This is a genomic window from Bradyrhizobium canariense (assembly GCF_019402665.1).
In the GTDB taxonomy this organism is placed as follows: Bacteria; Pseudomonadota; Alphaproteobacteria; order Rhizobiales; family Xanthobacteraceae; genus Bradyrhizobium; species Bradyrhizobium canariense.
Genome location: NZ_VSST01000011.1, coordinates 15176 through 41641, shown reverse-complemented (window position 1 = coordinate 41641; position 26466 = coordinate 15176). Strand labels below are relative to the sequence as shown.

Annotated in this window: 29 protein-coding genes; 13 read left to right on the top strand and 16 right to left on the bottom strand. The window is 62.5% G+C overall.

Annotation, left to right across the window (positions count from 1 at the left end):
* The first annotated feature begins 103 nt into the window (after positions 1–103).
* The 4 genes from FXB41_RS04655 to FXB41_RS04640 all read left to right on the top strand — a co-directional run bounded on the left by FXB41_RS04655 (position 104) and on the right by FXB41_RS04640 (position 3007).
* Positions 104–265, top strand: coding sequence for a hypothetical protein (locus FXB41_RS04655; RefSeq protein WP_219680123.1), 162 nt, complete (start codon positions 104–106; stop codon positions 263–265).
* Positions 266–504: 239 nt separating this feature from the next.
* Entirely contained in the window at positions 505–699 is a 195-nt protein-coding gene (locus FXB41_RS04650) for a hypothetical protein (protein WP_083869813.1), read from the top strand.
* A 22-nt stretch (positions 700–721) separates the two neighbouring features.
* Positions 722–1123: a hypothetical protein gene (locus tag FXB41_RS04645; protein WP_376707484.1), complete on the top strand. Its 402-nt coding sequence runs from the start codon at positions 722–724 to the stop codon at positions 1121–1123.
* 57 nt (positions 1124–1180) lie between these two features.
* A complete protein-coding gene (locus FXB41_RS04640) occupies positions 1181–3007 on the top strand; it encodes an SDR family oxidoreductase (protein ID WP_219680115.1) in 1827 nt (608 codons plus the stop codon).
* Here FXB41_RS04640 and FXB41_RS04635 read toward each other — a convergent pair.
* From FXB41_RS04635 to FXB41_RS41425, 12 genes are all read right to left on the bottom strand, one after another.
* Entirely contained in the window at positions 2967–5369 is a 2403-nt protein-coding gene (locus FXB41_RS04635; protein WP_219680113.1) for a glucose/quinate/shikimate family membrane-bound PQQ-dependent dehydrogenase, read from the bottom strand. The two genes, FXB41_RS04640 and FXB41_RS04635, sit on opposite strands and share 41 nt — an antisense overlap.
* A 5-nt stretch (positions 5370–5374) precedes the next feature.
* A complete protein-coding gene (locus FXB41_RS04630; protein ID WP_219680111.1) occupies positions 5375–5743 on the bottom strand; it encodes a c-type cytochrome in 369 nt (122 codons plus the stop codon).
* 19 nt (positions 5744–5762) lie between these two features.
* Entirely contained in the window at positions 5763–6398 is a 636-nt protein-coding gene (locus tag FXB41_RS04625) for a c-type cytochrome (RefSeq protein WP_219680107.1), read from the bottom strand.
* Entirely contained in the window at positions 6398–7237 is an 840-nt protein-coding gene (locus FXB41_RS04620; protein WP_219680103.1) for a substrate-binding domain-containing protein, read from the bottom strand. The genes FXB41_RS04625 and FXB41_RS04620 overlap by 1 nt, the downstream gene beginning before the upstream one ends.
* Positions 7221–9077: a methanol/ethanol family PQQ-dependent dehydrogenase gene (locus FXB41_RS04615; protein WP_219680100.1), complete on the bottom strand. Its 1857-nt coding sequence runs from the start codon at positions 9075–9077 to the stop codon at positions 7221–7223. The genes FXB41_RS04620 and FXB41_RS04615 overlap by 17 nt, the downstream gene beginning before the upstream one ends.
* A gap of 107 nt (positions 9078–9184) precedes the next feature.
* Positions 9185–9976: a GlcG/HbpS family heme-binding protein gene (locus FXB41_RS04610; RefSeq protein ID WP_007592930.1), complete on the bottom strand. Its 792-nt coding sequence runs from the start codon at positions 9974–9976 to the stop codon at positions 9185–9187.
* 72 nt (positions 9977–10048) lie between these two features.
* Positions 10049–10969: a cytochrome c oxidase assembly protein gene (locus FXB41_RS04605; RefSeq protein ID WP_219680097.1), complete on the bottom strand. Its 921-nt coding sequence runs from the start codon at positions 10967–10969 to the stop codon at positions 10049–10051.
* Positions 10957–11310: a hypothetical protein gene (locus tag FXB41_RS04600; RefSeq protein ID WP_007592927.1), complete on the bottom strand. Its 354-nt coding sequence runs from the start codon at positions 11308–11310 to the stop codon at positions 10957–10959. The genes FXB41_RS04605 and FXB41_RS04600 overlap by 13 nt, the downstream gene beginning before the upstream one ends.
* Positions 11307–11906: a cytochrome c oxidase subunit 3 gene (locus FXB41_RS04595; protein WP_007592926.1), complete on the bottom strand. Its 600-nt coding sequence runs from the start codon at positions 11904–11906 to the stop codon at positions 11307–11309. Before FXB41_RS04595 ends, FXB41_RS04600 begins: the two co-directional genes overlap by 4 nt.
* Positions 11903–13810, bottom strand: coding sequence for a cytochrome c oxidase subunit I (ctaD, locus tag FXB41_RS04590; RefSeq protein WP_219680129.1), 1908 nt, complete (start codon positions 13808–13810; stop codon positions 11903–11905). The genes FXB41_RS04595 and ctaD overlap by 4 nt, the downstream gene beginning before the upstream one ends.
* Positions 13811–13812: 2 nt before the next feature.
* Positions 13813–14787: a cytochrome c oxidase subunit II gene (gene coxB / locus FXB41_RS04585; protein WP_246648602.1), complete on the bottom strand. Its 975-nt coding sequence runs from the start codon at positions 14785–14787 to the stop codon at positions 13813–13815.
* Positions 14788–14937: 150 nt separating this feature from the next.
* On the bottom strand, positions 14938–15060 hold the full coding sequence (locus FXB41_RS41425; protein WP_007592920.1) for a hypothetical protein: 123 nt from the start codon (positions 15058–15060) through the stop codon (positions 14938–14940).
* A 130-nt stretch (positions 15061–15190) separates the two neighbouring features.
* On the opposite strand from FXB41_RS41425, the gene FXB41_RS04580 reads away from it, so the two are divergent.
* The 3 genes from FXB41_RS04580 to FXB41_RS40490 all read left to right on the top strand — a co-directional run bounded on the left by FXB41_RS04580 (position 15191) and on the right by FXB41_RS40490 (position 17359).
* The gene (locus FXB41_RS04580; RefSeq protein ID WP_007592918.1) at positions 15191–15409 is read left to right on the top strand and encodes a DUF6894 family protein; all 219 of its coding nucleotides are present in this window, start codon (positions 15191–15193) and stop codon (positions 15407–15409) included.
* A 76-nt stretch (positions 15410–15485) separates the two neighbouring features.
* On the top strand, positions 15486–16298 hold the full coding sequence (locus tag FXB41_RS40495; protein ID WP_246648600.1) for a tetratricopeptide repeat protein: 813 nt from the start codon (positions 15486–15488) through the stop codon (positions 16296–16298).
* Positions 16223–17359 carry a tetratricopeptide repeat-containing glycosyltransferase family protein gene (locus tag FXB41_RS40490; RefSeq protein WP_246648599.1) on the top strand — a complete coding sequence of 379 codons (1137 nt, stop codon included), beginning with the start codon at positions 16223–16225 and terminating at the stop codon, positions 17357–17359. The genes FXB41_RS40495 and FXB41_RS40490 overlap by 76 nt, the downstream gene beginning before the upstream one ends.
* Before the next feature lie 363 nt (positions 17360–17722).
* Here FXB41_RS40490 and FXB41_RS04570 read toward each other — a convergent pair whose 3' ends face one another.
* The 3 genes from FXB41_RS04570 to FXB41_RS04565 form a co-directional block, all read right to left on the bottom strand.
* Entirely contained in the window at positions 17723–18148 is a 426-nt protein-coding gene (locus FXB41_RS04570; protein WP_219680088.1) for a YybH family protein, read from the bottom strand.
* 452 nt (positions 18149–18600) lie between these two features.
* Complete coding sequence (locus tag FXB41_RS41420) at positions 18601–18723, bottom strand: hypothetical protein (protein ID WP_007592777.1); 123 nt, start codon at positions 18721–18723, stop codon at positions 18601–18603.
* Between the two features lie 102 nt (positions 18724–18825).
* The gene (locus FXB41_RS04565) at positions 18826–19095 is read right to left on the bottom strand and encodes a hypothetical protein (protein ID WP_246648598.1); all 270 of its coding nucleotides are present in this window, start codon (positions 19093–19095) and stop codon (positions 18826–18828) included.
* Between the two features lie 450 nt (positions 19096–19545).
* On the opposite strand from FXB41_RS04565, the gene FXB41_RS04560 reads away from it, so the two are divergent.
* Entirely contained in the window at positions 19546–20814 is a 1269-nt protein-coding gene (locus FXB41_RS04560) for a hypothetical protein (RefSeq protein ID WP_219680085.1), read from the top strand.
* 33 nt (positions 20815–20847) lie between these two features.
* Here FXB41_RS04560 and FXB41_RS04555 read toward each other — a convergent pair whose 3' ends face one another.
* Positions 20848–22818: a 4Fe-4S binding protein gene (locus tag FXB41_RS04555; RefSeq protein WP_219680082.1), complete on the bottom strand. Its 1971-nt coding sequence runs from the start codon at positions 22816–22818 to the stop codon at positions 20848–20850.
* A 195-nt stretch (positions 22819–23013) separates the two neighbouring features.
* Between FXB41_RS04555 and FXB41_RS04550 the strand changes: the two genes are divergently transcribed.
* The 5 genes from FXB41_RS04550 to FXB41_RS04530 are packed head-to-tail and all read left to right on the top strand — an operon-like array spanning position 23014 to position 26383.
* Positions 23014–23718 carry a biotin/lipoate--protein ligase family protein gene (locus FXB41_RS04550; protein ID WP_246648597.1) on the top strand — a complete coding sequence of 235 codons (705 nt, stop codon included), beginning with the start codon at positions 23014–23016 and terminating at the stop codon, positions 23716–23718.
* A 53-nt stretch (positions 23719–23771) separates the two neighbouring features.
* Entirely contained in the window at positions 23772–24269 is a 498-nt protein-coding gene (locus FXB41_RS04545; protein ID WP_311985788.1) for a DUF6505 family protein, read from the top strand.
* Entirely contained in the window at positions 24262–25269 is a 1008-nt protein-coding gene (locus tag FXB41_RS04540) for a DUF6352 family protein (RefSeq protein ID WP_219680077.1), read from the top strand. Before FXB41_RS04545 ends, FXB41_RS04540 begins: the two co-directional genes overlap by 8 nt.
* The gene (locus tag FXB41_RS04535; protein WP_219680074.1) at positions 25266–25778 is read left to right on the top strand and encodes a DUF3305 domain-containing protein; all 513 of its coding nucleotides are present in this window, start codon (positions 25266–25268) and stop codon (positions 25776–25778) included. The genes FXB41_RS04540 and FXB41_RS04535 overlap by 4 nt, the downstream gene beginning before the upstream one ends.
* Complete coding sequence (locus tag FXB41_RS04530) at positions 25775–26383, top strand: DUF3306 domain-containing protein (RefSeq protein ID WP_219680071.1); 609 nt, start codon at positions 25775–25777, stop codon at positions 26381–26383. The genes FXB41_RS04535 and FXB41_RS04530 overlap by 4 nt, the downstream gene beginning before the upstream one ends.
* Positions 26384–26466 lie beyond the last annotated feature (83 nt).

Sequence of the window (26466 nt, the reverse complement as noted above, 5' to 3'; positions counted from 1 at the left end):
GTATGCTGCTGTGCGGTTTTCCTGCGTGTGCTTTTCGCGCAGCGGACCGCGGGTGCCAGCCGGCACCCGGCCTTCCCTGCGCCCTCTTGGACAAGAGGGTGGAATGACCAAGCAAAGCTCGGGCGATTTGCGCCGCGAGGACGCGAAACTGCGCGGTTTGCTATCACCCATGCTGACTGGCACGCCTAGCGATCCGCTGAAAGACAGGCCCGGATTGATCCGCCGCATGCGCGTGATGGTTTTCACGGGGGATCGATCTGGATGATCCGATTCTCGCGATCGACGGAGACAGGTCTTGCGCCGTCGGAATATCCGGTCCGCCCGCTGGCGAGGGAGGTTCCACGACCTCGCGCACAATGCCAGGCAGGAAGGTCGCGCACTCGGCAACCCCGAGACCGCCAGGGTGGTGGGTGGCCAGACCCGTGAATTTCTCAAATCATTAACAATGTTGAATCACAGGCCGGAGCCGTTGCTCTACCGTGAACCTTTCCGCTGGGGCTTTCCATGATCGATACCGCGACCAAGGCGTTGTTGCGCACCGTTCTCGACGAAGTGTGTGAAGGTGTTCCACGCTGTGAGATCGGCGCCAGGACCCGCGTAGCCTCGAAGCTTCTGGAGACTGCAAGCAGGGGTGACATCTCTGCGGATTGCCTCAAACAAGCGGCCCGCAATGCTCTCTCAGAAGTCCCGACGATGTGACGACGGTCATGTGGGGGCGGGGGTGAATTTCCACGTGACGGTCCTCAAGATCCTGGTGAGCTACCCGGATGGGTTCGCCGCCATGGAGGATCTCAAGCGGGATATGGCCATTCTTGCGACCAGCGGTCGCGACTGGAGCGAGCGCACCCGGCGGCTCGCCGGGCGAGCGCCGGGGCTGGACATCTTTTCGCAAGGGCTGATCGACCGGACCAATGGCGGGTGGCGCATCACGGCCAAGGGCCGCGCCGTGCTCGAGCTGATGGAAGCTCGTCCGGACCAAGCGCCGATTGCCGCCCAACAATCTCCCTCAGAGCCGGAGCTCGTACCGGCGATCTCGCGGCACATTCCGGCGGAGAGGGGCCGAGGACGACTTGCGGCGCGCCGTCGCCGACGCAATGCCCGCAAGCAGGCTCGGGCGTCCTAGCGAGGAACGAGCGTCGCTCCCGAAGCTTGAGCAAACGCCTCGTAATGGAAGATGCTCATGCAAAGTTCCGACGCCACCTTGTCAACGGCCCGTTTGTCGCGAGCGACGGACGATATCTGGGTCGTGGACGACGCACCGATCAGCGCCGCCGGTCTGAAACTCCCGGTGCGCATGACCGTCATTCGGCTGTCGAACGGCGATCTCGTGCTGCATTCGCCGGTGAGATATTCGCCGGCCCTCCGCGGTGAGTTGGAGCGGCTAGGCGCGATAAAGTACTTGCTCGCGCCGAATATCGGGCACTGGATGTTCCTGTCCGAGTGGCAGAGGGAGCTGCCGCAGGTGACAACGTTCGCGGCGCGCGGCCTTGCGGCGCGCAGGCAAATTCGAGCAGCACGCATCCGTATCGACAGAGAGATCGGAGACACGACGCCTGAGGAATGGAGGCCCGACCTCGAAGCCGTCTCGGTGAACGCTCCGATGTTCTCCGAGATCGAGCTGTTCGACAAGCGCAGCCGGACACTGATCCTGACGGATCTCGTGCAAAATCTCGATCCCAACGATCTCAGCGCGCCAAACGAGGCCGCGGCAAACCTCCTCGGCATTTCCAAGCCAAACGGAATGGCGCCAGTCTATCTGCGACTGCTGCTGCGCCTCGGCGGCCGTTCGGTGCGGTCCGCAGCCGAGCGGCTCATACGGCTGTCGCCGGAGCGGGTGATCTTCGCGCATGGGGACTGGTTCGAAGCGAACGGAACCGAGCGCCTTCGGCGATCCCTGCACTGGCTGCTTCCGGCGGGCGGCTCCGGATCTGAGCCGCGGCAAATGACTGGCACGCGCGTCGTCATAACCGGTGCCTCGAGCGGAATCGGGCGTGCTACGGCGCTGGCCTTCGCCGGCAAGGGCGCAAGCGTGGTCCTGGCGGCACGCCGTGCTGAAGTCCTGACGAGCCTCGCCGCAGAATGCGGGGCGCTCGGAGGTCGCGCATTGGCGATCCCGACCGATGTCACCGATGCAGAGGCGGTGCAGCGCCTGGCCCGAGAGGCCGAAGACGCCTTCGGTGGCATCGACGTCTGGATCAACAACGCCGGCACCGGCGTTTTCGGGGCTTATCAGGACGCGGATATTGCGCTTCATCGCCGAACGATCGAGGTCAATCTCCTCGGCACGATGCATGGCGCCTTCGCGGTGCTTCCGATCTTCCTGCGCCAGAACCGCGGCATCCTGATCAACAACATCTCGCTCGGCGGCTGGGCGCCTACGCCTTTCGCTGCGGCCTATACCGCGAGCAAGTTCGGCCTGCGGGGCTTCACCGCGAGCCTGCGTCAGGAGCTCAGGGCTCATCGCAACATCCATGTCTGCGGTGTCTTCCCGGCCATGGTCGACACGCCGGGCTTCGTCCACGGCGCCAACATGTCCGGCCGAACGCTCGATCCCGGTCCGCTGCTGTATCAGCCGGAGGACGTTGCCGAGACGTTCGTGAGCCTCGTTCGCGCACCCCGTGACGAAGTCGCCGTGGGCTGGCCGGCTCGTGCCGGCCAAATTGCCTACGCGATGGCTCCGCAGATTACCGAGAACATGGTGGGGGCCGCCTTCCGCTACCTGCTGTCGCGCGCGCGCCCCGCAAAGAGCAGTGAGGGCACCATGATCGAAGCTGGTCCGCAGGGCACGGCGGTCGATGGCGGTTGGCTGTCACGCAAGCAGCTTCCACCTGCCGATGTCATCAGTCAGGGGCTCGCGGTACTGGGACTAGCTGCGGGCGTGGCTCTCCTGGCTTCAGCAGTTGCGCGTCGCGCCGGCAGATCCGGACAAGGCGTCGCCAAGCACAAACAAGTCCTGCCGAGGCAGATCAGGGCAGCGCGTAGGCCCGCACGTAATCGCCGAGTTTAGTTCCGAACGAGCCGTGGCCGCCGTCGACCGTGACGACGTATTGCTTGCCGCCGGCCTCATAGGACATCGGCGTCGACTGGCCGCCGGCAGGAAGGCGGTCCTGCCAAAGCTGTCTGCCATCGCGAACGTCGAACGCGCGGATATAGTCATCCATCGTTCCCGTGATGAAGATGACGCCGCCCGCGGTGACGATCGGACCGCCCAGCATGGGAACGCCGAGCTTGAATGGCAGCGGCAGCGGGGCCTGATCGCGGATCGTGCCGATGCGATGTTGCCAGACCACTTTGTGCGACCTCAGATCGATCGCTGCGATGTTGCCCCATGGCGGAGCAAGGCAGGGGATGCCGAGCGGTGAGAGGAAAATGCCGAGATCAACGCCGTAGGGGGCGCCGTACATCGGCTGCACGCCCAGCTCGGTTCCTGGTGGATGCGCCGCATTCGGCGCGGCCGGATTGTCCTTCCCGCGCGCCACGAGCCGCGAGACGAAGGGAATCGATTGAGGGTTCGCGATCGCGATCTGGCGTTGTGGATCGACGGCGATGCCGCCCCATTCGAACATGCCGAAGTCTCCGGGAAACACCAGCGTGCCTTGTTCAGACGGCGGCGTGAACGGCCCCTCATAGCGCAGGCGCTTGAACTTGATCCGGCAGGCGAGCTGGTCGAACATCGTGCTGCCCCACATCTGCGCGTCCGTGAGTTTGCCGGAGGGGCGGAAGCTCAATTCCGAAAAAGGCTGGGTCGGCGATAGCCGATCTCCATTCGCGGCGCCCTGCGGCACCGGCTTCTCCGGTGCGGGCACCAACTGACGCCCGTCGCGGCGGTCGAGCACGAAGATGTCGCCGGTCTTGGCCGGGATGTAGATCGCAGGCGTCACGACGCCGTTAGCGCGCAAATCGACCAGACTGGGCTGCGACGGCATATCCATGTCCCAGAGATCGTCGTGCACGTTCTGGAACGACCAACGCAGTTTTCCGGTCGAGACATCGAGCGCAATCAATGCCGAATCGTAGCGCTCGTTTTCAGGCGAACGGCCGCCGCCCCAGATATCCGGAGAGCTCGAGCCGAGCGGGACATAGACGAGCCCGAGCTTCTCGTCGACCGCCGAAATGCTCCACGAATTGGGTGAACCGGCTGTAAAATGATGCGAGGCCGAAGGCATTTCGTTCGGATCGGAGTTGCCGGCATCGAACGCCCAGATCAACCGTCCGGAATAGATGTCGAAGCCGCGGATCACGCCCGACGGCACGCGATCGGAATAGTTGTCGATCACCGCGCCGCCGACGATCAGCACCTTGTCCGTGACGACGGGCGGCGAGGTGCCCTCGTAAAAGCCGAGCGTCTGGATCTCGCTGCCTTGCTTGAGATCGATCTGTCCCTGGTTGCCAAAACTCTCGCAAGGCGAGCCGCTCTGCGCATCGAGCGCGAACATCCGTCCGTCGTTGGTCGGGACGAAAATGCGCGCCGCACAATCGCGCGGCGCCGGCGTGCCGTCGGCAGTTACCGCGCCGGGCATGGTCGCGTGATAGGATACGCCGCGGCAGGTCATGTGCTGGAACGCCTTGTTGTGCTGGACCTGCGGGTCAAACTTCCAGCGCAATCTTCCGGTCGCGGCTTCGAGCGCAAACACGATCTGGTGCGGCGAGCAGGTGTAGAGGAGATCGCCCACCTTGAGCGGCGTTGCCTGGTTGGTGATCTCGTCGGGGTCATCAGGGCCCTTGTGGTCACCGGTGCGGAATTCCCAAGCGAGCTTGAGCTTCTCGACGTTGTCCTTGGTGATCTGGCTCAGCGACGAGAAGCGCGTACCGAAGGCGCTGCCGCCGTAGGCCGTCCAGTTCTGCCCGGCGGCAGCGGGCTGGTCCGGTTCGGGAGCCGCGATGGCCCCGGTTGTTTCGCCCTCAGGTATCGTGCCGGCAAGATCGCGGCGATCACTCGTCAAGGAAGTGCCGACGACGATGGCTGCGGCTATCAACACAAGGCCAAGCGCCCATCGCGCTGCGCGCAAGCGAGGCGCCAGGCGGGAGGCAATGAAGGGCAGCATCAGCCACAGGCCAAGCGGCACGAGCACATCGCCGCGCGGCGCCAGCGACCAGAAATCGAAACCCACTTCCCAGATCGCCCAGGCAATCGTTCCCGCCAGCAGCGCGGCATAGGTCCAGAGCGCCTCGGCGCGACGGCGCGCGAGCAGCCAACTCGTGAGCAGAAGCATGATGCCCGCGATCAGATAATAGACCGAGCCACCCAGGGCCGCGAGCCAGGCACCGCCAGCCAGGAGGCCCAATCCCATGATGGCGACGACCACAATGGTGATGGCCAGCAATGGCGCCTCACGGAACCAGTTCGTTGAACGATGCGTCGATGTCATGATGGTCACTTCAGCGTATAGAGAAAGGCCGCGATGTCCCGCGCGTCCTTCTGCGGGATGCCCATTCGCGGCATGGCATTGCCCGGCAACGCCCGCTGTGGATCCTCGATCCAGTCGGCCATGTTGTCTGGCGAGTTCTGGATGTAGCCGGCGATGTAGCTTCGCGTGCCGATCCGATGCAAGGGTGGGCCGACATTGCCTTCGGCGCCGGCGATACCAGGAATATCGTGACAGCCGCCGCAGTGGTACTGCTTGACGAGGTCGGCGCCACGGCGCGCGTCGCCCATGAAATTGTCCGGGCCCGCAGCGTTGCAGGCGGCGCCTGTCGTGGCCAGCAGTGTAGTGACCAGCAATTTCGCGATCGGATTTGCCATTGCTGCTCCGCTCGGCCGGTCAGGGCTTCTGGCCGAAATTGAAAGACTTGGTGGCAGACCAGGGATCGGTCGTGGAGACCTGCTCGCTCGGGACTTGCTCGACCTCGGGCGATGGCAGATTCGCAGAAAAGGTGCGGCCCCATTGGTGGCTCGGCTCGTTGCTGATCTTACCGATATAAGTGACGAGATCCCAGATCACGCTGTCGGGCAATACGCCGCCCCAGGCTGGCATTCCGTTCGGCCGCCCCTGGTAAATCGAGAGAAAGATGTTCTCGGGCTGCGAGCCGTAAGTAAAGTTGTTGTTGCTCAGTGCCGGACCCATGCCGCCGCCGCCATTGGGTGCGTGGCAGCCGATGCAGTTGAAGTTGACATAGTAGGTCATCCCGCGCTGCTCCGCATTGGGATCGCCCTGCACAGGATTCTTGATTTGCGGCGGGTCCGGCTGCGCGCCGGGATGGAGGTGACTGACCGGGACCTGCATGAAGACGCCGGGCCTACCATTGCCGACGCTGCCACCGAAATTCGGGCGGGGAGACAGCGTCGGCATCTGCGCCTCCTGCGACTGCGGCAAAGTCTGCTGGGCCAGCCCCGCGCCATTCGGCACGACCACCAGCAGCAACGATAGGGCGCTCGCGCGCAGTACTGGACCAGACATCACTCATGTCCTCCCGATGCCGTGACCGGCAGCTCGACCAGAGGTACGCCGTAGCTTCGCAGCAAGGCGTTGATCTCGGATCGGTGCTCGTCGATGAAGGCATTGAGTCGGTCGCGCAGGGCGTGGTCACCTTTGCGCACGCCCATCGCGATGGCGAACTGGAATTGCTGGGGCGCAAAGCGCTCGTAATCCCTGATCGGCGTAACCGTCAGCGGCACCGGAGAGCGCTGCGCGAAATAGCCGCCCAGCGGCCCCCATGCGGCGGCGACATCGAGGCTGCCGCTTTCGACGGCTTCGATCAGGCGCCCGGGCGGATCGGCCTGGCGATAGTCACCGTAGATGGAATACCCGCGAACATTATCAACGATGCCCTGGTCGCCGAGCGCCTGCGCCGGCGGGGGATTGTTGCCGTCATCGCCGATCAGATGCACGCCGATCGCGAGGTGATGCAAGCGCGGATCGAGCAGGGACGAAAGGTCAAGGTGCTGGTCCTGCCGCGTGACGAACACGTAGCTCGAGCGATAATAGGGCCTGGTCGTCTCGACGAGATCATAGCCGGACGGCACGCCCATGACGACATCGCATCTGCCGGCTTTCAGTGTGTTGCGGAGGAAGCCGCGGCGCTGCGCCCACCAGGTGTAGGAGACCTGCAGGCCTAAATGCTCGGCCACCATGGCCGCGAGCCTGTTCTCGAATCCTGCTTCGGCGCTGTTCGAGAACGGCAGATTGTTGGGATCGGCACAGACGCGAAGCCCGCCCTCCGTGGCCGGCGCAGCCGTGGTCGCGAACGCGAGAAGAAGCCCAAGGGTGAAGCCGAGGCGATTACTTGGAAGGCGCATGGCTGGTGTCCTCACCAAACGCGCCGCCGAGCTTGAATACCAGCAGCTCACTCCCGCCCGCGGTATAGAAGGGCAGGTCCTGGGTGGCGCCGGTGAAGCCCAGTGCGGCGTTGCGCACGCGCTGATCGACCTCCGCATTGGCGACGACGCCCGGCCAGCCGCCGACGCCCGACAGGATCGCGACGTATTGCTGTCCGTCGGAGCCGCGATAGGAGATCGGTTGGCCGATGAAGCCGGAGCCGGCACGGAATTGCCAGAGCACGTGCCCGTCCTTGGCATCCACTGCCTTGAACAGGCGATCCATGGTGCCGTAGAAGGCGACATCGCCTGCTGTGACCAGTGCGCCGCTCCAGACCGGCAGCTTCTCGTGAATCTCCCAGACTTTCTTGCGCGCGATCGGGTCCCAGGCCATGAACTCGCCGCGATAGCCGCCGGGGCCGGCATACATGTCTACGTCTGCACCGACGTAGGGCGTCCCGGCGATGTAGCCGACTTGAGAAGCCTTGAAGCTCATGCAGAGATGCTGATGGGGCACATAGAGGAGTTTTGTGCGCGGCGACCACGCCGTCGGTTGCCAATCCTTGGCGCCCGGCGCGCTCGGGCAGATGTTCTCGACCGTCTTGCCGACAAGCGGCGTCTTCTCCTCGTTCGGGATAATCTTGCCGGTCTTCAGATCGACGCCCTTGTAGCTGTTGACGAAGTCATACGCGTCCGCCGAGATCACCTCGCCGGTGGCGCGGTCCATGACGTACATATAGCCGTTGCGGCCGGGGTGGATGAGAACCTTGCGCGGCTTTCCGTTCAGTTCGAGCTCGACGAGCACGTTCTCGTTGATCTCGTCGTGGTCGAACAGATCGTGCGGGTTGATCTGGTAGGCCCATTTAGCGCGACCGGTATCGGGATCGCGGGCAAAGATTGTCGTGCTCCAGAGATTGTCGCCGCTGCGCTGGTTCGCATTCCAGGGGCTAGGGTTGGCCGTGCCGTAGTAGATCAGGTTCAGCTCGGGATCGTAGGAGATCCAGCCCCAGACTGTGCCGCCACCAATCTGCCAGCGGTCGGCGGGCCAGGTCTTCACGCCGAGATCCTTGCCTTTCAGGCTGTCGTAGTACGGCTTGAAATCGTCTCCGATCAGCACGTCCTTGTCGGGACCTGTCGAATAGGCGCGCCACGTGATCGCGCCGGTGGTCTCGTCGAGTGCGGTGACCCAGCCGCGCACGCCCATCTCGCCGCCGCTGTTGCCGACAAGGATCTTGCCCTTCACCACCACGGGAGCCATCGTGATGGTCTCGCCCTTGTTGATCTCGCCGAGCTTCGTGTGCCAGAGCTCTTTGCCGGTCTTGGCATCGATGGCGACGGTATGGTTATCGAGCGTGTTGAGGATAATCTTGCCATTGTCGAAAGCGAGTCCGCGATTGACGACGTCGCAGCAGGCAACGCCCGCGGCAGCGGGCTCCGGCTTCGGCGCGTAGGACCATTTCAATTCACCGGTCGTGGCATCGAGTGCGAACACACGGTTAGGGTAGGGGCCCGCATAGGGGCCGACCACATACATGGTGCCGTCCACCACGAGCGGCGCCGCCTCCTGACCGCGATCGGCGCCGACCGAGAACGTCCATGCGAGCTGCAGCCGCGATGCATTGGAGGCGTTGATCTGGTCGAGTTCGCTGTAGCGCGTGTTGGCGTAGTCGCGCGCCGCCATCGGCCACTGGGCCGGGTCTTTCATGCGGTTGGCGAGATCGCTCTGTGCTGACGCGGACGACAGCACCGCGCAACTGGCGCAAAGAGCACAAAGGATGCCCGGAAACAGGCCCAGCAAACGCGTGAGACCACGCACTAACATATGTAAACATCTCCACGGCAGTGACGAGGCCGTGCTGCGTTGCAGGCCGGTTACGAACCTACAAACGTTCCGCCTTCGCTTGGTTCCAAAATGGTGAGATCGACGAGCTATCTCACGACGTTGCCGGATACGCCGGCGCCGAGGTCAACTGCGATCTGATCTTCCTTGCCGTTACACTTCGGGTGACCAAATCCAGACGGACTTTTGCCGTCAGGTCCGATGTCAAAGATGATCGCGTCCTTCATGTTGGGGCTGACGCCGGCCGGCACGCGGTCGAGCCCGAGCTGGTGACGCACGCGCCAGGCCACATTGTGATCCGCGCAGGAACTGTCACCGCTCACACCCAGCGCCCCGGCCACGCCGTTGCCGTCATAGAGCGCCAGCCCGCCTCCGAACACGATGGTGCCGCCGACCGGCTTGCCCACCATCGGATCCTGGGCCGTGCCGAAGTTGTCCGGAGATCCGGTGTACAAGGCTTCCGGGGATGGCGGGTTGCCGAGTGCCGCGCCGAACAGGAACCCGCCGGGCTGCGCACCGGCATAGAGATTGGCCGTCGCCATCGCCTTGTCCTTCAGGCTGAATGCATTCGCCGTGTTGGCCTTCTCGGCCGCGATGGCCCGGCTGCCCAGCCACTGGTCGTCGACCTTGCCGCCGCTGTAGGCAATTGCGCAGACGACGCCCTGCCGATTGACGACGGCAGCCCATTCGTTGTTGTCGAGACCTCCGTTGCTCGGGCCGCCGCCCGGCTTGACACTCTTCTTGAGGATATCCGCGAGCTTGTCATGGTCGACCGGGCACGACACCCCCGGCCGGGGTTGATCCTGCGCGTTCAAGACTGCAGGCATCACGAATGTCGCGGTGAGGATAGCCGTTGCCGCTATGAGCGATCGTTTTTCCATGTGGCCTCCGTGGAGTGTCGCAGTCGGCAGGCGAACGTTCGAAGAGAAGTTGCGGTTCCTATGCAGCGTCGCTCAGCCCGGATGTTGAAGGAGCAGGCGCGTCCCCCCACCGTTTGCGATCAGCCACCGGTGAGCGAAGAACAAAGCCGCGCCGGTATAGAGGATGCCCATGGGCACCCACATCAGGATGCCGGCGAGTTGCTGGTCCTCAAGTGCCGAAAGGCCGAATTCACCGGCGAGGGTGCCCTGGCCTGGGATCCAAAGCCGCGGCGACACGGTCAGCAGAGCGCCGAGCACCCCCGAATGCAAAATCGTGATGAACAGGCAAGCGACAGCGATGCCATCGCGAATTCGTGTGCTGCGGCCCTGACCGCGGCCATGCAGCAGCACCCACCAGAACAACAGCGCGGTTGCAAAGAAGCTGATGTGCTGGAGACGATGGATCGCCGTATTCTCGAGCGCCCACGCATACAAGGGCGGTGCGTGCCAGACCCAGAGCGCTGCGCCGTGGAGGATGGTCGCGCTCATCGGATGGCTCACAAGCCGCCACGGCCACGCCAGTATCGGCAGATTGAGCACGCGACCCGCCGCAGGGCGGAGCCGGGCCGGCAGGCTCCACAGCAGCGGACCATTGATCCGGGCGAACGCCATCAGCGGTGCCGCGACCACCATCAGGAGTTCGTGCTCGACCATGTGCGCGGTGAACAGACGCTCGCCGAGCCAGTGCAGCGGCGAGGTCACGGCGAGCGCGGCCACCAGCCATCCGGTCCAGAATGCGGCCACCTGGCGGAAGCTGACGCCGTGGCCGCCGCCCGCATGATGCCAGAGCCGCTGCGTTCCGACATAGAAGGCGATACCGACGGCATAGAGCGGGGCCATGAGCCAGGGATCGTAGCTCCACAGCGAGCCGGGATCGACCTCCGATAGTCCGTGCGCGGCGGCCGGTCCCGCGAGCAGCGCAAGCAGCAGTGCTGCAAGGCTCAGCGCAGGCATGGGCTGATCATGAGCGAGGCGGCGAACTGGTTCGCAATCACCAACGCAAACAGCACGCCGGAGCCGACGCCAAGCCAGGCCATGAACGTTCGTGGCCCGCCACCCCGCGCATCGGCCCATTCAGCCCCCGCGCCGCGCCGAACCGCGCGGGCCGAAATGACAGTGCCTGCGAGGGCGACGATAGCCAGAACCGCACTCATGATCGTGCCGCTGATCCTGGTCTGTTCGCAGGAGAAGTGCGCGAGCACGTAGGCGCCCTGCAAATTGATACCCCACGCGATGGGCCCAAGCGCAACGCCGGCCCAGTAGAGCAGTCTGGATTGTTGATCGGTTGCGGTCATAGGCGTGGCACCCAATCCAGCAAGACATAGAGCGGCAGCCAGGCGAGCACGACGAAGTTCCAATAAAACACGTTGTCGGTCACGTCGCTGAACCGGCGCGGTTTCGCATGACGCGTGAACATCAACACTGCCAGCACGACCGTGTCGCCGACATCGGTGGCAAGGTGGGTCGTGTGCAGCCCCAGAATGAGCCATACGATCGAGCCGTAGGCTGAATTGTCCCAGCGGGTGTTGAGATGTGCGAACTCGAAGCCGCGCAGCACTAGCAGCGCGATGCCGATCAGGGCCATCACGATGAGACCGATCCGCACCTTCGCGAGATCCTGGCGGTGCGCGGCGCGGTTGGTGAACTCGTTGGGAATGATGCTCAACACATAAATCACGGTCTCGACCGTCCCCGGCCAGAGATCCGGCGGGGAGGCTCCGATCGGCCAGCTCGGGTTAACTGCGTAGAGATAAAGGTACGCGCCGATTGCAACGGCAAAGCCCATGCCTTCGAGGGCCATGAAACCCATGGCGCCCCACCACGGGCCACTGCGCGGGCCGTAGCCGTAAGTCGGCAGGTCCGAGACGTCGTGGACGATGGTCTGTCTCACTCCTCGTCCTCCTTGCTGCCGCTCGGCCAGAACCAGCCGATCAAAGTCACGGCCATCGGCGGCGTGCCCCAGAGCACCGCCCAAGGCGTGAAGATCGATCCGATGAAGAAGATCGTCGTTGCGATGGCTGTGAGCAGGGGCCAGATGCTCGGCTCGGGCGAAGCCTCGCGGATCTGGGGCTCGGCTTCCGCAAGCGAGGTCAGCAGGACCTCGCGCCGCTCGGCACTCAGACCCGCGACCACAGACAGGCTCTCGCTATCGGCCCACAGCGGATCGCGGTGCTTGACAACCGGAATGCGGTCGAAGTTCTGCGGCGGAGGCGGCGACGAGGTCGCCCATTCCAGCGTCGAGGCATTCCAGGGATTGTCGCCTGCAAGCGCGCCTTTGCGAAGGCTGTAGATCACATTGGCCAGAAGAACCGCGAAGCTAAACGCGAAAACGAGAGCACCGCCGCTGGACACGAGGTTCAGGTGCGCCCAGTCCATGTCGGCGGTATAGGTGTAGACCCGGCGCGGCATTCCGATCAGCCCAAGGATGTGCATCGGGAAGAAGGCGACGTTGAAGCCGATGAAGGCCAGCCAGAAATTCCAGCGTCCGAGTCTTTCGCTCAGCATGCGGCCTGCGATCTTGGGAAACCAATAGTAGACCGCGCCGACCAGCGGGAAGACTGCGCCGCCGATCAGGACATAATGGAAGTGGGCCACGACGAAATAGGTGTCGTGCACCTGGGTGTCGATCGGCACCGAGGCGACCATCACGCCGGACAACCCGCCGAGCACGAAGATGACGATGAAGCCGATCACGAACAGCAGCGGCGTCCGGTACACCGGACGTCCATCCCAGAGCGTTGCCAGCCAGCAGAAAATCTGCAGCCCGCTCGGCACCGCGATCAGCATGCTGGAGGCCGTGAAGAGGGCCGCGCCGAGTTGGGGCAGGCCCGTGACGAACATGTGGTGGACCCAGAGGCCGAACGACAGGAAGCCGGTCGCGATCAAGGAGAGGATCACGACGGGATAGCCGATCACCGGCCGCCGCGCGAACGTCGCGAGGATCGCCGAGACCATTCCCGTACCCGGGATGAAGATGATGTAGACCTCGGGATGGCCGAAGAACCAGAACAGATGCTGCCAGAGCAGGGGATGCCCACCCGATGAGGAGTCGTAGAAGCGCGTATTGACGAGCCGATCAAGGATCAGTGACGTCGATGCGACCATGATCGACGGCATCGCGAACATCACAAGGAAGGCCGTCACCAGCATGGCCCAGACGAACAGGGGAATGCGGTCGAGCGTCATGCCGGGCGCGCGGAGCTTGAACACGGTGACGACGATCTCCACGGCGACTGCGAGCGCCGCGACCTCGGTAAAGGTGATCATCTGTGCCCAGACATCGGCCCGCTTCGTCGGTGTGAACTGCAGGCTCGAGAGGGGAACGTACGAAAACCAGCCGACATCGGGACCGACGTTGAACAGGAACGAGATCCACAGAAAGCAACCGCCGAACAGAAACATCCAATAGCTGAAGGCATTCAGGCGCGGAAACGCGATGTTACGCGTGCCGACCATCAACGGCACCAGATAGACGGCGAACGCCTCCATGACCGGGACGGCGAACAGGAACATCATCGTCGAGCCGTGCATCGTGAAGACCTGATTGTACTTGTCGGCGGAGAGAAACGTCTTCTCCGGCCCGGCAAGCTGAACACGCATCAGGATCGCGAGAATGCCGCCGAGAAGCAGGAAGGCGAATGCGGTCAGGATATAGCGGCGTCCAACGACCTTGTGGTCGACCGACATGAGCGCACCGACAAGTCCAGACGGCGTGCGCCACACCCGCTCGAGCTGCATCGAAAGCTGCAGGCCGTTCAGGACGTCGTCCCGCAACTCATTTGGTTCAGCGGCCATGCTCACTTGAGCTGCTCCAGATAATGAATGATCGCGATCATTTCGTCCGATTGCAGCGGCATCTTCGGCATCAGATTGCCGGGTTTGATGTGCTGGGGATCGGCGATCCAGGCGCCGAGCGTGGCCGACGTATTCGGCAACGTTCCCGCCGCGATCGTCGTGCGGCTGCCGATATGCGTGAGGTCCGGACCCAGCTGCCCGCCGGCCATCGTACCGCTGATGTTGTGACACAGTGCGCAGCCGCGCGCCCGGAACAGAGCTTCACCCTGCTTGCCGAGTTGATCGGTAGGGCTGTTCGCGCTCTGGTTTTCATGATCGCGCCAGCGCCCGAACTCGTCGGGCGACATCGCGATCACGGCGAACGCCATATGGGCGTGCTGGATCCCGCAGAACTCGGCGCATTGCCCGCGATAGATGCCCGCGTTCTTCGCCGTGAATTGCAGCTCGTTCTTCTGCCCGGGGATCAAGTCCATCTTGCCGGTCAGGCTGGGCACCCAGAAGCTGTGGATCACGTCGGCGGATTCCAGCTCGACTTTCACCGGCTGGCCGGTCGGGATCCGGATCTCGTTGGCGGTCACGAAACTCTGGTGCGGACTGTCGGCTTCATAGCGAACCTCCCACCACCATTGATGGCCGATGATCTTCAACGTGAGGGCATTCTCGTCCTTGGCGAAGACGGTGCGTTGTCCGGCATAGCTGACGAAGGAGAGACCGAGCACGACGACGGTGGTCGCAATCCCAAGCGCCAGGACGACGCGCCCGGAGCGTTGTTCGAAGGGCTGGTGGAGGTCCAGCGGCTGATCGGCTGTGCGCTTCCGGCGTAATAGCCCCAGGCCCAGAACGATGACGACGGCGGTCCAGACGATCGCCGCGACAATGAGGAAGATGAATAGCGTATGCCGAATCTGCTCAGACTGCAGCCCTTGATGGTCAAGCGCCGACTGCTGGCCCGCGCACGCAGCAAGCGGCCAGGTCATGCACAACACCAGAACCCTTGGCACCCAGACCTGCATTGACGCTTTGTCGCACTCCGCTTCACAGGCGGAACCGGGCAGGCCTACAAAGGTTCCTATGCGCTAACCGGAACAGTTGGCCGAAGAAGGACATGTCCGACATCGATCATCGGGCTAGAATGGCCAGCCCTTCACGGCGATCACGATCGCCGCGTCGCCAGCGGCCATCAGCAGCAGGACGGCGAGACCGGCGATGACCGCGCCCGGCTGGGCAAGCACGCGCAGCTGTCCAAGCATTTGTTGGCTCCAAAACGCAGCAATGCCGCGATGCGCCTGAGGGTTCCTGCAGGTCTGCCGGGGGTTGACATGCGAGCGCCGGAACGAAGACTCGAGATCGCGCGCTCCTGCGACGAATTTGAGGGTTCACGTGCCGCGCTATCATTTCGATCTGGTCGACTCCAAGACCGTTGCAGACGAGGGAGGTGCTGAATTACCCGACGACATCATGGCGCTGGATGTTGCCGAGGAGATCGCGAGGAGACTTCTTGCGGAGCGTCCCGAACTCAGGAATCGTCATTTTTCCATCCTGGTCACGAACGAGGAGGGTGAGGAGATCGGGAAAGTGCCCCTGGATGTCCTGCACTGAAGACCATCCAAGACGGTGCACAGATTGCATCGAATCACCTAAAGGTTGCTTTTGGGAATCTCGCTCTGAACGCGCCATGAATCGTCAGGAACGCCGGGCTGCTGCTCGAGAATCTCGCAAATCCAAAGGCCGCGCAGATTCTACCACACCGGTCGCTGCGCTTTTTGAGTCTGGGTTCGTCCACATGCGAGCCGGACAATTTCGCGACGCGGAGGTCTGTTGCCGCCAGGCTATTGCACTGGACGCCAACCACGCAGACCCGCTCCACTTGATGGGTTTACTATCCCAACAGGTCAAGCGCTATGACCACGCACACCAGTGGATTTCTCGCGCAATACGACAGGATCCCAAGCCAGTATACTTCCTCAGCCTTGGAATCGCCTTTCTGTCGCAAGGAGATCACAACGAGGCGCTGAAGGCCTTCGATAAGGCGCTCGAGCTGGGATTAGACGATCCCAGTCTGTGGCTGTCTCACGGCCAGACCCTGGTGAAACTGGAACGACCTGGCGACGCTCTGATCAGCTTTCAGCACGCGCTCAAGCTCAGTCCACAATATTGGGAGGCTGCGAACCAGTGTGGGATCCTTCTCCATCAACTGGGGCGAACCGAGGAGTCGCTTTCATATATCAACATATGCAACCAGTTGCGGCCAAATCACCTTCCAACCCTGCAACAGAGAGCCGCATTGCTGCACGGCTTGAAGCGGTTCGAGGACGCACTAGCGATCTGCCGCGATGCGTATGAACTCGACCCCGACAACGCCAACATCTGCAATAATCTCGGTATTGCACTAAGATTTTTGATGAGGAATCGTTGCAATGGTTCGACCGGGCCTTGGAGCTTCAATCAGACTTCGGAGATGCGCTTCACAATAAGGCCGTCGCGCTGACCAAGATGCATAAATTCGAGGAGGCTTTCGCGATTTATGATCGCCTAAAAGCTTCTGATCCAAACGACGTCATGGCAGATTTGGGAATTGCGCATCTTCATTTGTTAATGGGAGACTTCGAGGCAGGTTGGACTGGCCGCGAGGTGCGTTGGAAGAGTTCTACTCTTGGAGGGGATTATGCAAAAGTCCAGCAGCCCATTTGGCTTGGAAACGAGAGTCTCGAAGGCAAGACGATCTTGATCGCTGCGGATGAAGGCTTAGGGGATACAATTCAGTTCGTCCGCTACGTTCCTATGGTGGCGAGGCTAGGCGCTCAAATTATCCTTGTCGTTCAGGATGCGCTGCATTCTCTCTTGTCGCGTTTTTCGGGCATTGCTCAGTGCATACCCTTGTCGGCGAGTAGTCACCTGCCGGCCTTCGATTTTCATTGCCCAATCATGAGCTTGCCGTTGTCGCTCAAGACGAAGCTGGAGTCTATCCCGTCTGCTATCTCGTATCTTCCCAATCCGCCAAGAGCTCGCGTGCGCGCTTGGAAAGAACGACTCGGCCCTCATCACAAGTTTCGCGTGGGGCTAGTATGGTCAGGAAACCCGGAGCATCTTGACGATTACAATCGGTCGATACCATTGCGAACCCTCTCAAGTGTCCTGGATGTCAGCGCCACCTTCGTCAGCCTCCAGAAGGATCCGGGATCGGACGACAGAAAGGCTATGCAAGAGCGCCCGGGGCTTCTCGACTTCAGTGACGACCTAACCGATTTCGTAGAGACTGCGGCCTTAATCAAGTGTCTTGATCTCGTTGTCGCGGTAGACACCAGTGTTGCACATCTCTCCGCCTCGCTAGGACGGCCGACATGGGTTCTGTTACCTTACACTCCGGATTATCGCTGGTTGCTCGATCGCGACGATAGCCCTTGGTATCCGACCATGCGCCTGTTTCGACAGACGTCATCCCGAGATTGGCGAGAGGTGCTCGACCAAGTGCGAAGCGAGCTCAGACTTCGGACCTTTTTATTCGAAGGATTCCAGGCATCCGCGGCGTTCGAGAACCCTTTTCGTTAGGCGGATAGCAATGCTCTCTCTTGCCCGCCGTGATTTTTATTCCGGTTGAACTGGCCACCCGTTCAGGCGAAGGATGCCTGCGAGCCGCTTCAAGACAGGAGGGCACACGCTCATGTTTCACCTTATCGAATGTGAGTTAGGCGTTTAAAATATTACGACGATCGCTTTTCCGTGGCCCCCATGATGGATTGGAGCGAGAGTCCAAGTCTTTCAGATAATTAGAAGGCGGCGTGTGCACGACGTGTGCACCGGGAGATCCAGAAAAATCCATTAGGCGCAAGCCTGCAGGGCCTGCCCTTTCATGCCAATGAAACAGCCTTGCCGTTCGGAAGCTTTTGACGCGAAGCAGGCCTGCGAACGATGCTACTTGCCTTCGTTCCAGATATCGGTGGCGAGCTTCCAATCATTTCCGACCTTTTCCCAAACCACGACATATTTTCCAGTCACTTCCTGTGGTGTCGGTCCCTTGGTCTTCAGCACGAAGGTGCCGATCTCGCGTGCCGCCATAGGGCCAAGCGGCTTAACGTCAACGGTGGTAAGTTTCGGATCGCCAACTTGCTCCGCCATGCCTTTCCACATTGTCTCGATGGCTGCTCGGCCCTGCACCATCGCGGAGCCGGGCGGGAATGCAGTCGCATCCGTGCTGTAGAGTGACCCAATTCCAGAGAAGTCGCCCTTGTTGAACATTTCAATCCATTTGGCGTTGATCGCTTCAATTTCGGCCTTCTGAGCGGATGCTAGGCCGGTCAACGAAATCACGAATGCGATCACCAGTGCTATGCTGCGCATGATCATCTCCAATTCTGATGTAGATACGAATGCGAGCGGCAATTGTCCTGACGTCCGTGGATGCGCTGAACGCCGCATCCCAGACCGCGTTTGGCGCAACAGCAACTCCGGAGGACTACCGTCAACAACATTGACAGGTAAGAACAAGGCCGCACCGGTGCGATCGAGCGACGAGGTTGATTGCTCGTTATCGAACGTTCACCGATAGAGTGACAGGCCGCAAGCCACCGGTCCAACAAAGAGCGTTCCCATGTTGCTGAACGTCGTACTTCGACTGAGAAGGGAGAAGTGCCGCTCTTGATGTGCCTGATCGCATTCTGCCCTTGAGGCGCGGTCAATACTCCGACAAGGGATCGCCTTGTAGCGATGTGATGGAAGCCCGCACCGCACCTCGTGGAGATTAGTAGCCGAGCATCAAGCGGCCGCCCCGGCGCGTCTTGTGGCGGGCAGTCTTACAGGCGGACACCGGTTGTAGCAAACGCTTGGGCAACGGGTTTCTGCACCTGATCCAAGAGCGCCATTGCTGCAATTGCGATCACAACGGCTGCAGCGCAACCGAGCAGAAAAGCCTTCATGCGCGAACTCCATCATTTACAAGCCGTACTCATCTTACGATGCCGCTTCCTGTGAGTAACTGTGGCGAACGATCTCAAGCTCGCCCGCAGTTGCTGCCGGCTCTAGGGGCTCTTAAAAACCGGGTCGATCGAAAATGCATCGCTCATCAACCCCAGCGATTGAAGGTCGGCGCTTTGCAAGTCCACTTCCAATATGACGAGGAGCAGCATGAGCACGACAACCGTAAAAGCGAGCAGAGGCGAGGCTTCTCGGGTAGCTGGCTCTGGAGCGATCAAGAACACGCGCATGGCGCGTAGCCATGAGATCATCCGCAGCAATGGCCTCGATTGCCCCAGCATGCCTTCTTCCTTGACATGACGAGCAAAAACCAAGGCTAGGACTCGCGCTGCCGCGATTCAAGGGAAGATTGCGGGCGGCGGGCGAACTGACGCAGTGCGCGTCGAGGAACGGATTCCGATCCTTCCTCGTTGAAGCTTGCGCCCCAGAAGGAGGATCTGGCCGTGAAGGCACTGACATCCATACTATGCCTGGCAGCGGTCGTGGTCTTCGATAGTGCGCTCGCCCAATCCCGTCAGACGGGGGCGCCTGCGCCACAGACGGTTCCCGAAGAGAGGGGCCAGCCGCAGCCACAGGGCTGGACCGGCCCGGTTAATACGGGTTCGGGCGGCGCGCCCGCCGAGAGTCCACAGGGCCAGAGCCCGCCCGGGATGCAGGCGGCGCCCGAGGGCTCGTCCAAGAAAGTCGTGGCGCCGGAGAAGTAAGCGCGGTGCCGCGGACGGGCATTCTTGACGGCATAGAGTGACCATGGCTGGCAGTGATTGATGCGATGGGCTTCGTGCGCCCGGGTTGCCGCAACCCTCCTGGAGATTGTTGCTGCGTCAGCGGCGCACGCGCAGCTTGCGGGTCACGGCGGCCCCGTCCGTGCGCTCGCCGTCTCGGCTGATGGCGACAGCCTGTTGTCGGGCAGCTTCGACACTTCCGTCATCCGCTGGTCGCTTAAGACCAACGCGGCGGGCGAGGTGCTAAGGTATCATGCGGACGCCGTTAACGCCGTTGCTTTCCTGCAGGACGGCCGCATGGTCACCGCGGGGTCCGACGCCCGGCTGGCGGTATGGACAGCCGGCCGCCAACAGCCTGATCAAGTGCTCGAGGGGCATACCGCTCCCGTCGTGGCAATCGCCGTGGCGTCGGACGGATCGAGCCTCGCCTCGGCCTCTTGGGACCATAGCGTGCGCCTTTGGTCGTTGGCTGATGGCGCCGCCCGGGTGCTCGAAGGTCACGCGCAGAATGTGAACGGTGTGGCCTTCGCTCCAGGCGGCATGTCGCTCGTTAGCGTCGGCTATGATCGTGCGTTGCGCATCTGGCGCTTGCCCGAGGGCCGGCCTGAGACGGTGGAATTGCCAGCGCCATTGAACGCCGTCGCCATCGCGCCCGATGGCGAGATCGTCGCGGCAGGGGCTGACGGCAAGCTGCGCATGCTGACGAGGGACGGAGAGCTGGAGGGCCAGGTGGCCGCGGGCTTGGCACCGATCGTCGCTTTGGCGCTTTCCGATGATGGGATGCTGATCGCCGCGGCAGGCATCGACGGCACGGTTGCCATTGTGCAGCGCAAGTCGCGGAGTGTGTTGCGGACACTTGTGGGACCGGGTTTCCCCTTCTGGTCCGTCGTGTTCCTGCATGATGCGGCAACGCTCGTGACCGGAGGTGCGGACGGAAAGATCCGGCGCTGGAACGTGCATACCGGTGAGCCGGTCGGCTCGAATCTGTTCGGGACATCAGCGGATCCGCTGGCCGCTTATGCGGGCGATCACGGCGCCGATGTTTGCCACACGCTGTCGGACAAGGAGCCGCAACGTGCAGGGCCAACGCTTGCCGGATTGTTCGGACGGAAAATCGCCTCGCTCTCGGGCTATCGGTTTTCCGAGGCGCTCAAGACGATGGTCGTCTGGAGCCCCGAGACCGTCGCAAAGCTGTTTGAAGTCGGGCCCAACGCCTACACGCCGGGAACGAAGATGCCGGAGCAGCGCATCGGATCGGCCGAAGACCGCCGGGCGTTGACCGACTTCCTGGCCCGGGCGACCTCGCAATAGGCGAGGCCCTAACCTGGACGAGGGACGTCGCGCCTACGTCTTGCTGTCCGGCCGGCGCAAATAATCCTCGGTGGTTCGGGGCGGCGCGCGTTCGGGCACGCCCTCAAACGGATCGAACCGCTGTTCGCTCATCACGATCACACGGCAATCCGCGCACATCCTGACGGCGTCGAGGCGCTTGGTGCCGGCCGGATACATCCAATGCCGGCCCTCGAGCTTGGCCACTATGCGATCGATCGTGCTCTTGACGCCGAACGGCGCGCCGCAGCGGATGCAAAGGGCAGGCTCTTCCTCCTTGATCACAATCGCCGGCGCGCGGCCTGCGCGGAAATCGATCTGGGGCTTCAGCGTGATGACCTTCTCGGGACAGGTGCTCTGGCAGAGGCCGCATTGCACGCAGGCATCCTCGACGAATTTGAGCACTGGACGGTCGGGATCGTCGCGGAGCGCGCCCGTCGGGCAAACGGAAACGCAGGACAGGCACAGCGTGCATCCACCGGTATCAACACTCACCGCGCCAATCGGAGCGCCCTGAGGCAAGGCAATGACGTCGACCGGCTTCGGTGCGAGCCGATGCAGTTCGCTCAACGCGAAGCGAAGCAGGTCGCGCCGCTTGCCGACTGTCTTGAAGGTCGCAGGCGTGTTCACCGCAGCAAGCTGCTCGATGCTCCTCAGTTGCTCCAGCATCGAATCCGGATCGTCAGTTTCGATCGCAGTAACCCGGCGCTCTTCAAATCCGAGGCCCGCAAGGATGGTCTCTGCCATGTCGATCGTTTGGGTCAGTCCAGCCACGTCATGCCGTGGCTTGCCGCGGAGCAAAAACCGGAACGCGGCCGCTCCGTAGGCAAAGGCACCGATGACAGCCTCAAGCCCAACCTGCGTCACCTCGTTGACGGCCAGAGGGATGACGTGGGCAGGCAGGCCATCGCCGTGCCGCGCCAGCGCGTCGATCAACGGCGTGCCGCGTTGGCGGTCGTGCAGCAACAGCACGGGGTTCGATCCACCCGCCTGATGATAGGCGAGCAGCACGGCGCGGATGGTCTGAAGCTGGGTGTCCGCGGGCGGCAACGCGTAGGACGCGGCGCCCGTCGGGCAGGCGGCGGCACACTGGCCGCAGCCGGCGCACATCTCGGCATCGACGGCCACATGGTTGCCGGCTGGCGTGATCGCATTCGTCGGGCATAGATCAAGACAGCGATGGCAGCCAGTCAGATTCGAGCGTGAATGGGCGCAAAGATCGGGCGTGAACTCGACATATCTAGGCTTGTCAAAACGCCCGACGAGATCGCGCGCGCTCAGGACGGCGCGGAGCATGGCGCCTGGCTCCCCGGGATCGGCCCGCAAGTAACCGTCGCGCAGATCATGCGTCTGGAACAGCGGCCTCTCTCCCGATAGGTCAAGGACGATGTCGCAACGCGAGGTGGCGCCGTTGCGTGGAGTTTCAAAGACGTAGTGATCGCGCGAGGAGGGGTGCGGGCGAGCGTAGTCATCGATGGTGAGCTCGAAAGCGCCAAAATGTCCTCTGGCGTTACGGATGGTTCCTTTAACGACCGGGAAGGGCGTTGCCACAGGCGAGATGATCGCGCCCGGCTCCCTCAGCATCACGGTCACATCGAGGTGATCCGAAAGCAGCAGCCCGGCTTCGATCGCCGCCGCGTCCCGGCCATAGATCAGGATGACGCCGTCGCTGGTAAGCGTGACAAGTGGATAATCGGGCGCCTGCACGGCGCTGGCTGCGAGCAGCGCTGCCATTTTGGGGCCCGCATGCGTGCCTTCGGTCGACCAGCCTGCCGTCTCGCGAATGTTCACGAAAGCAATCGGCGCGGAACGATCGCCGGCTTGCTCCGCAAACAAGGATTGCTGATACGTGCAGGCAACGGTCAGAGGGCCCTCTGCCTTTGCGCATGCGCCAAAGTGGTCGAGCTCGGCGCCGCACAGGTGACGAAAACTCCTGATGTCGCCATTGCCGCATCCGCGCTTGATCGCGGCCACGTCAAGCCGCATCGTGTCTTCACACGAGCAAATCAGGATGGTCTTCGCTGGCTGCTCCAGGTTCATCCCTCCGAGAAGGCGACGAATGACGGGCTCGCTCCGATCCTTCGCTTCGTATAGATATTGTCAATCGGGAAAAAGGAGAAATTGGAGGAAGGCCTGCGGTCGATCCCAACCAGCCTCGCTTCTACGGCGGAATGGATCCAATTGCCGCCGCCCTTTGCCTTGGTCCGGTTGCGCGAGAGCGGAGACGCGTTCGCCCATGCATGCTGCATTGCACCCGAAAGCGGTGCCGGCACGCTGGTCTATGTAGGGCGGTTCGACGTCGCCGAGTTCGCGGTGGTGCTGGAGCCGACGGAGCCGCTGACCACCGCACGCCGCGCCTTTTACGCCGGCATGGTCGCCCTGACCGACGCCCTGCGCGCCTGTGCGCCGCCGGCCAAGGAGGTTGCGATCGGTTGGCCCGATGCGGTGAGGATTGACGGTGGACTCGTAGGGGGACGGCTTGGCTGGCCTGCATCCGCGGACGAGGATGAGCCGCCGGATTGGCTCGTATTTGGGGCCATGATTCGAACAGTCATGATCAACGATCATGATCCCGGTGTTCGCCCGCTTGCCTCCGCCCTCGATGAGGAAGGGTTCGGCGAGGCCGGCGCAGTACAGATGACAGAGAGCTTTGCGCGGCACCTGATGCGGGCGATCGACAGTTGGCAGGTCGATGGATTTGACAGCGTCGCGCGCGAATATCTCAGCCGTATCCCTCGCGAGCGGCAAACGCTCCGACGCATCGATGATCGCGGCGATCTGCTCACGCGCCACACGGGTCGTGATACGACCGAGCGGGCAGCTCTCGTCGACGCGCTGGCCTCGCCATCCTGGCTCGATCCGACGCTTGGAGGGCCGAGGCGGTGAAAAAGACTATCAAACTTCTACGCACGATCGCCCTGGATCCCTCCGACACCTTCGTGTTCGACGTGCCGGCAATGCCAGGCGAATGGGCCGTCTCCGGCGCCTTCCGCTTCTGCGGTCAGGATCCGGCGGAGCTGAGCCGAAAGGCACGTGCCGCCTTCCGCAGCGGCTTTCTTGGCGTGCAATCCTGGGGATGGTCGACGCTCGCGCAGATCGTTCCGGCAACCGAGGACGATTGCCAGGTGCTGATCGAGCTCCTTGCCAGACAACTTGTCGATCGGTTCGGCGCACCGGACATGGCAATTGCGAGGGCCGCTGCGGAAGAGGAAGTCACCTTTGCACAGTCGCTCGCTCGCACCCGGTCAGCTCGCTCATTGCGGTCCACCGCTCGGGCGGCGACGGCGACGTCCACGAGAGCTTCCGTAAGCTGCAATTGCGGGAAGGGCAGCGGCACGGCAAGGCATTCTCGTTCATGGAAATCGAGGATGATGTCAAAGCCGACAGCGATCTTAACTATTCTGATGGGGGCCAGGAGCGGCTCCTCCGATGAGTGATTTTTGGATCGCATGCGGCCATCATCTGCTCGATCGCGACGAGAGCGGCGGGCTTCGTGTCACCGACGAATTCTTGAAGGCTTATTTTGCCCGTCCCGAGCTGATGCCGCCGAAGGACGCGTGCCCGGTCGAACAAAGACTGCATCGTGAGATGCTTGCTGATCCGCGCCGGGCGGTCGCAGCCGACGAGGTCGCTGCGATAGCCGATGAGGACGCGCGGGAGAACTGGCGCTTCGTGGTGGGGTTTCGCGATCTCATGTTGCGGCACCCGACGCTCGAAGCTGCGTATCTCGCAGTTCTGAGTTCGTCGTCAAACGTCCTGCCGCCGCTGTTCATCAATCAGCTCGTGCATGTGATCTTGCGCAATGCGCTTGACGCCAACGACGATGTGTTCGTGCTGCGCGCCGCCGAGCTGTTTTTCCGGCCGCAGCGGATCCTTCCACATGAACAGGCCTTGCTGCTTGGCGATGAAGAGGTTGTCGGCGATCGCAGTCCGACGCCTATCTTGTCGCTGATCTCGATGCTGGGCACCAAGACTGACGCCCAGCTCGATGTGCTGAGCGAGGAAAATGCCGAGAGTTATTGGCAACGCAGCGACCAGTTCGATATGGCCCTCGATCTCACCGCGGGTGGGCGAGGCCCTCGCGCGCTGGCACAGGCGATGACGCGCTGGGTCTCCCATCTGCTCGGGATCGATGTTCGCATTGAACCGCTGACGGAACTACGCGAGGTAAAGCTGGCCTGGTATATCGGGTTGGACGCTGACGCCACCAAGATGGGCGATCGGCTTTGGCATGGCGAGGAGCTCGACGGGCTCAGCGCAGGGCGAGTTCTTTCGCTGTTTCGCCTGACCTTTGCGGATCCTCAACTCGCCCTAGAGACCTTGCGGGGCGAGCCAGTCTATCTGATCCTAGCGATGACAGCCGATCGGAAGCTCCGCATGAAACCGCAGAACCTGTTGAGGGGACTCCCGATCAGGCGCCTGGAGGCCATCTCATGAGTGTTGCCCTGCCACTCCAGCGTATTCCCGTCGGTATCGTCGTCGAACGGCGCAAGGTGGATTTGCCGTGGGGCGATTTCATCTGGCGGAGCGCCGCCGTGTTGCCTGACAAACCGGACACGGAGCCCTGGACAATCTTGCGCGAACAGGGCGGCACCACCTGGTTCTATGCCGGCAGCGCAACGGTTGATCTGTACGTGTCGGAAACTGCGCGTTACCGCGACAATATTGCCTCCGGCACGCCGAGCCTCTGGGTGGTCTTGAGCCCATCCGAGGGAGCTTGGCCTTATGCGATCGCCGCCACGACCGCTGATCCCGCGGAAGGAGAGGGGTTTACCGAGGCCGCTGACAATCTGGTTGAAGCCGTACCGATGCCCGAGGTAGTGCGCGAGCTGATTGAAAGCTTCATTGCCGAACACCACGTCGAGCGAGAGTTCGTCAAACGCGAGCGACGGCGCGCCGACCCCGAGGCTTTGGCGCGTCGGCAGCATGAAGGCGGGCAAGAATGACTGAGGAAGAGTTTCTCGCACGTTGGTCCCGTCGCAAGCGCGAGTCGAATTCGAATGTTCCGCCAGCGGAAACAGCCGGGCCGGCCGGTGCAGCCGCGGTGCCATCCGCCGCGGCCGAGCCCGAACCGGACGTGGATCTCGGCAGCTTGCCGTCGATCGACGCGATCGCGGCGGGAACCGACATCACCGCGTTCCTGCGCAAAGGTATTCCGCCCGAATTGATGCAAGCGGCCCTTCGCCGCGCCTGGACGGCCGATCCGGCGATCCGCGATTTCGTGGGGCTCGCCGAGAACGCCTGGGACTTTAACGATCCGAATGCCATGCCGGGCTTTGGACCGCTCGATTGCTCGCAGGCGGAGCTGGCAGCCTGGGTCGACCGGATCGTCGGGGGTCTGCGTGACGCCGCAGAGACTCAGCCTGACACGCCGACGCAATTGCAGAAGTCCTCGGACGTTCCGAATGGGGATATTGTGCACTCCGCTGGGCTTACCGAGACGCCTGATGAAGCCGGTCCCACAGAGATCGCGGCTCCCGTTGCATCGCAACCGGCCATGGAGCCCGATACTGTTCCGCGCCGCGTACATGGCAGTGCCCTGCCTCAATAGTGTTGCTACCAAAGGCTATAGCCTCAACCTATTGAGCGGCGATTGACCGTCTGCGGAACCAGGTCTAGGTTTGCTAGCGCTTT